The sequence below is a fragment of the Bacillota bacterium genome, from assembly GCA_013314855.1.
In the GTDB taxonomy this organism is placed as follows: Bacteria; Bacillota; Clostridia; order Acetivibrionales; family DUMC01; genus Ch48.
Genome location: JABUEW010000020.1, coordinates 38,888 through 45,260 on the forward strand (window position 1 = coordinate 38,888; position 6,373 = coordinate 45,260).

The following is a 6,373-nucleotide window of genomic DNA, read 5'->3' on the forward strand; positions in this document are numbered from 1 at the left end:
TTATGAAACTTAGCATTGGTATGATGGTTAAAAACGAATCAAAGCATTTAGAAAAATGCCTTGAAAGTTTAAAGCCAATTATGAATAAAGTAAAGTCGGAACTGATTATTATAGATACTGGGTCAGAGGATAATACAGTAGAAATTGCAAAAAAATACACCGACAAAGTATATTATCATAAGTGGAATAATAATTTTTCGGAAATCAGGAATATGACCGTAAAATATTCAAAAGGAGAATGGTTTTTTTTTATAGATGGGGATGAAATTCTGGAAAATCCAGGAGAAATGATTCATTTTTTAAATTCTAATATATGTAATAAATACAATTCTGCCTGCGTTTTATTAAAAAATATTATGCAAGATAAAGATGATGCTAGTTATGCTGTGACCATGATTTTACGATTGTTTAAAAAGGATAAAGATTTTCGATTTAAAGGGGCTGTCCATGAACAACCACAGTACAAAAATCCTATATATGCCTTAAATACTACATTGGTTCATTATGGATATATATCGACGGACAAAGTTTTAATGGAGAGAAAATTCAGGAGAAATACAGAAATACTCAAAAGTGAGCTAAATAAAGAACCGGATAATATTTATATCTGGTATCAGATATCCGCCAGCTATGGGATGTATAAAAATTATGAAAAAGCATTGGAATATGCGTTAAAGGCTTATGAAATCGCGAAAAAGAAAAACATGACCTTACATAATAGGATGTATATATATACCCATTTAATGATGATGTATTATGCAAATGAAAAATATGATAAGGTAGAAGAAATATGCAGGGAAGCCTTATCTGTAAAAGACGGATATATAGACTTATACTTTTATATGGCAAGTGCGCAAAAGATGCTTATGAAAAATGAAGAAGCCATAAGAAGTTATTATAAATATTTGTCACTGTTAGATTTGTATAGAAAGAAACAACTTGATACAATAAAGGACAATGCTGTTGCCCATTATTCGTTAGATAAAGCAAATTATGCCTTTGGTGACTTATGTGTTTTATATGAAAGAACAGCTAATTACGAAAAAATACTAGAATATGCAAAAAAAATAGATGATATAAACGTTTTGAGTTCTGTTTTTTATCAAATTATTTCAGCTTACTTAAAGTTAAATTCCATTCATGATTTAAAAATTTATTATGATGAAAAAGTATCCAGGAGGGACGATAAAAGCATTATTCATAAATTTGAAGAAACATTAGAAAATTATATGAAGAATTTAGATTTGGAAGAGCAAATAAGAATAATAATGGAATTTTCTACTGGAAGTACAGCTTACAGCTTATTAAATAAAATAAGGATTAATCTAAAAGAAGATATCTTCGAAATTAATGAAGATATGCTAAAAAATATTTCTGAAATTGATTACAATGAAATTCCGCCATTTTATGGAGATATAATTTACTATTTAATTAAAGCAAAGATTCCATTGGAAAAAATAATTCAAAAAGTAAGTGAAAACAAGCTCATGCAGTTTTTAGGGCATTGTTATAAAAAACATGAAGGGTTTATAAAAACTATTGTAGAATATTTAGAAAATATTAAGGTTATCAGTAATAATTTAATTCAAGTAAGAATTAGTAAGGAGATAGATAAATTCCTATTGTTATCAGAGGAATTAGATGAAGTCCAATACAAGCAAATATTTAGAAGATATTTAAATGATGGTATTTTTTATATCAGTAAACTTTATAATAAAGAAATTATAGAAAAGGAAATGGTTTGTGATGTAAAAAACGAAGAGCATACATTTTTAATGTACATTTATCTGGCTAATAATATAAAAGTTCGGGACAAAAGAAGTTATATTGGTTACTTAAGAAAAGCTCTCAATGCATATCCTTTTATGAAAAAGGGCATACAAATTTTGTTGGATGAATTACAGGAAAACGAGAATATTGAAAACGAAAGTTTACAACAATATCAAACAAAAGTAAAAGAACATATTATACATTACATTAATTGCGGAGAATTAAATAAAGCAAAAACTCTCATTGATGAGTATGAAAGAATAATAAAAACAGATGCAGATATATATTCCATGAAAGCAGTTTTAGCCATGATGGAAAATAGATTAGAAGATGCTGAAAAAGCATTAGAGGAAGGTCTTAAAATAAATCATCGAAACTGTGATTTATTGTATAATAAGGCTTATTTGTATAAACTTAGAGGACAAATTGAAAAAGCTGTAGAAATTTATAATAAAATTTTAGAAACAACAGATGATGTTGAGCTCAAAAAAGAAATAGAAGAAGAATTGTCAAGCTTTTTATGTGAGAAGCATTCTCCCGACTCAAATTATATTGTGACTAAAATGGAGCAACAAGGAATTGTGGGTAAAGAATTGAGTGATAATTGGAATAGTAAAAATTCATCAATGAATAAAGATACGTTTAACGAAGAAAGTGTTTCTATTACTAATGTTGAAATGGAAGACTATAAAAGACAGTTCAAAAGTAATATCGAGTCATTAATAGAGCAAAATTTACTTCAAGAAGCTAAAGAACTGATAAAGGAATATGAGGATATTGTAAAAGATGATATAGATATTTACTCCATAAAAGGAGTTATAGCCATAATGGAAGGGGATATGGATGAGGCGGAGGAGATATTAGGAGCCGGGTATAAAATAGACAATAATAATTCTGATATTCTTTATAATATGGCATGCCTTTACTTTAATAATGGCCAATTTGGGCTAGCTAATCACCTTTTTAAAAGATTATATAATCGAACGAATGATATAAATTTGAAAAAAGAAATAGAAAAGACGGTTGGAGTTTCTATCAAAAGCTGTAAAAACAAAGTGCTAATAGGAAGTCCTATATATCAAAAACCCCAAATTCTAAGAGAGTTTTTACGGTCATTAGAGGAATTGGAAAAAGATGTAATGAAAGTAGACTATTATTTTATTGATGACAACAAAATTGAAGAATCGAGTGATTTATTAAAGCATTTTGCTGAAAAATTAAAAAATGTTTTCATTTACAAAACTCAAAATGAGGATGATTATAGATGTGATAATCATACACATCATTGGAAGGAAAACTTAGTATGGAAAGTAGCGAAATTTAAAGATATGATAATTAAGTATGCCAAAAGGAATGATTATGATTATGTGTTTTTTGTAGATTCTGATATAGTATTACATCCAAATACATTAAAACATCTACTATCAACGGGTAAAGACATAATTTCAGAAATATTTTGGACTAAATGGGAACCGAATTTGCCCGAGTTACCACAGGTATGGTTAATGGATGCTTATACTCAATATAATACTAGACGCGGCGAACAACTAACCAAAAATGAAATAACAAATAGAAGGCAGGCATTTATTAATCAATTAAAAATACCTGGCATATATAAGGTAGGAGGATTAGGAGCATGTACATTGATTAGCAAGTATGCAATCGAAAAAGGTGTTAATTTTAAAGAGATTGAAAACCTATCATTTTGGGGGGAAGATAGGCATTTCTGTATTCGAGCTAAAGCGTTAGGGCTCGATCTTTATGTTGACACACATTATCCTGCTTATCATATTTATAGAGAATCAGATTTGGCAGGAGTTAATGACTATAAAAAAAGAGCAACATCAAAGGTTATAACACTAGTAAATACTAATTATTCTGGTTCTAACAATATTGCAATGTATAAGCTTATACCGGAAAAGATAAAGGATAAATATTATGTTGAACTAGTTAATCAAGATAACAGCTACAGTTTTTTTTATAAAATTATTACAAGTAATGTAGTAATTACAACTGAAGGAAATTATCATTTTAATAAAGAACTATTTAATAGAAAACAATTAGTGATAGATTTATGGCATGGATTTCCTATAAAATCTATGGGATATGTGGATAAAGGAGAAAAATTTAAAGATAATATTGAGAAAATATGGACTAATATAGATTATATAGCGTCTTACTCAAAGTTATTCAATGAGATTATGAATCAATGTATACAAGTAGAGAAAAATAAATATAAAATTCTGGGTGCACCAAGGAATGATTTTTTATTTGTAACTAATGGAAGAGAAAATTTATCGAATTTATTACAAATTGATTTAATTAATAAGAATATTGTTTTATATGTTCCTACATATAGGTATACCGCTAGAGGAAATAGGGAGGATGGAAATAGAAAGTGGAATAATTACTTTGGTTTTGAGTCTTTCGATAATAAAGGTTTTAGTCAGTTTTTGCAGATGAATAATATAGTTTTAATATTGAAACTACATCCGGCAGAAGAGCATATTGTAATTGATAGTTTAAAAGAGAGTAAAAATATACGAATTATTACTAATAATATGCTTTTTGAGAAGCAACTGGATTTGTATGAAGTTTTAAATGGATGTGATGTTTTAATAACAGATTATTCCTCCATTTACTTTGATTTTTTATTATTAGATAGACCGATTATATTCACACCTGTAGATTTAATTGAGTATAGGAAAAATCGGGGGTTTTTATTGGAACCTTATGAGGATTGGACGCCTGGACCTAAATGCTTAAGGCAAGTTGAACTTGAGAAAGAAATAATAAATTGTTTAGCTAACACTAATTATTACCAGGATAAAAGGAAGATTGTTCTAGACAAGGTTCATGAATTTAAAGATGGATTTTCAACGAAAAGAACATGGGAATTTATTGATAATTGCCTGAGTAGCATGTAATTATTTTATGAATACTTTTAAAGTGAGGTTTTAGAAATTATGAAAGCGGTAATTTTAGCGGCAGGAATAGGTTCAAGATTACGTCCTATAACTGATAATACACCAAAAACACTCGTAAAAGTAAATGGCAAGCCAATAATTAATTATATTCTTGATGCTATACAATCGGTTGGTATTTATGATGTAATTATATGTAATGGATATAAAGCAGCAAAATTAGTGAATCATTGTAGAACATACTATCCTGATATTAATTTCATATTTGTAGAGAACAAGGAATATGATAGTACGAATAATATGTATTCTTTTTATCTTGCAAAAGATTACTTAGATGATGACATTATACTAATGAATGCAGATGTGGTTTTTGATAAAGATATTTTAAAGGGTATGATATTACAACACAATACAATGGTTGCGGTAGAAAGGGGTAGATATTTGGGAGAATCTATGAAAATAATTGTAGAACAAGGAATAATTAAAGGAATATCTAAAGAGTTTTCTGCAGAACAGTCTTACGGAACATCTATTGACATATATAAAATTATGAAGGATGATTTAGAATGTATCAAAAATGAAATGTATGAAATCATAGAAATAAAAAATGAAAAAACCCGTTGGACAGAAGTAATGTTGAACAATCTCTTCAATAATGGTGAATTAATAGCATTTCCATATGATATTTTTAATAAAAAATGGGTTGAAATTGATAATTATATGGACTTGATGGAAGCAGAAAAATTATTTGGAGAAGAAATATGAAATGACGTAATTTATAACGATTATAATAAGAGTTTTGTAATCTTTGCAGATTAAACATGTTAAGCAAGAATATGTTACTATTTTTCAAATACGTTCTATATTATATGTAGCAAATAAAATTGAAGGTGATACTATGCGTATAATATGGCAGAATATTTGTAAAATTATAGAAAGAGAATTGCAAGTTGATATCATTAAGACTGATAATATAGTAATAGAAGAATTTAATTACCAGACCGGGAAATGGAGTCCAGGAACACTCCCTTTAGTAAAAAAGATAATTGTTAGAGATCCTTTATCTAAAAATGGCGTAAGCTATTTAATTGTAGCTATTGAAGTACTTGACGGTGATATATGGGAAATAAAAGTACGTGGGTTACGGAACAAAAGAAATTCAGAATTTACTAAAACTGTTTCTCAGAGCGACATTATTGAACTGTAATTTGAAATGCTTAAATTTTGCTTTTTTAGATAGTTTTTAGAGGATGTTATTACGGTCATTAGAGGACAGACATGTATGTCTTGTAAAATTGGTATAGTTCTATTTAAAACAAAGCTTGGATTAAATGAAAGAATTTTCAAGTCTTATGGAATCGCTTTGAAGAATTGTCACAATATATTGCGCTAATATTGTTCTACCTGTACTTTACACAAGTAGTTGTAAATCATTGAATTTTGTGTAAAATTAGTATATAATATGTCACATAAGATAATGACATATAGTAATATGCATTATGGTGCAATATTGTTCCTTTAAAAGGATGATTTTATGATAGATTTATTGGTGGGTGAAATGAAAAAGTAAAATCCACTTTGTAGGATTAAATTCCACCCAAATATATAGTTAATTAAAAAATGTGATATAGTGTTCACTTATATTAACTATTTTATAGAAGATTTTGCTGTAACAGCAA

General features: G+C 27.9%; 3 protein-coding genes. All 3 read left to right on the forward strand.

Translation table 11 applies throughout. The features are described from left to right. Nucleotides 1-2: 2 nt before the first annotated feature. The 3 genes from HPY74_05150 (at nucleotide 3) to HPY74_05160 (ending at nucleotide 5,901) form a co-directional block, all read left to right on the forward strand. Complete coding sequence (locus HPY74_05150) at nucleotides 3-4,697, forward strand: CDP-glycerol glycerophosphotransferase family protein (protein ID NSW90067.1); 4,695 nt, start codon at nucleotides 3-5, stop codon at nucleotides 4,695-4,697. A 39-nt stretch (nucleotides 4,698-4,736) separates the two neighbouring features. Next, nucleotides 4,737-5,459, forward strand: a complete 723-nt coding sequence (locus HPY74_05155; protein ID NSW90068.1) for a phosphocholine cytidylyltransferase family protein — start codon at nucleotides 4,737-4,739, stop codon at nucleotides 5,457-5,459. A gap of 133 nt (nucleotides 5,460-5,592) precedes the next feature. Next, entirely contained in the window at nucleotides 5,593-5,901 is a 309-nt protein-coding gene (locus tag HPY74_05160) for a hypothetical protein (GenBank protein NSW90069.1), read from the forward strand. Nucleotides 5,902-6,373: the final 472 nt, after the last annotated feature.

Bases quoted from the DNA above. Each gene is read 5' to 3' on its own strand.
- HPY74_05150 (NSW90067.1), top strand. From the start codon at position 3: ATGAAACTTAGCATTGGTATGATGGTTAAAAACGAATCAAAGCATTTA.
- HPY74_05155 (NSW90068.1), top strand. From the start codon at position 4,737: ATGAAAGCGGTAATTTTAGCGGCAGGAATAGGTTCAAGATTACGTCCT.
- HPY74_05160 (NSW90069.1), top strand. From the start codon at position 5,593: ATGCGTATAATATGGCAGAATATTTGTAAAATTATAGAAAGAGAATTG.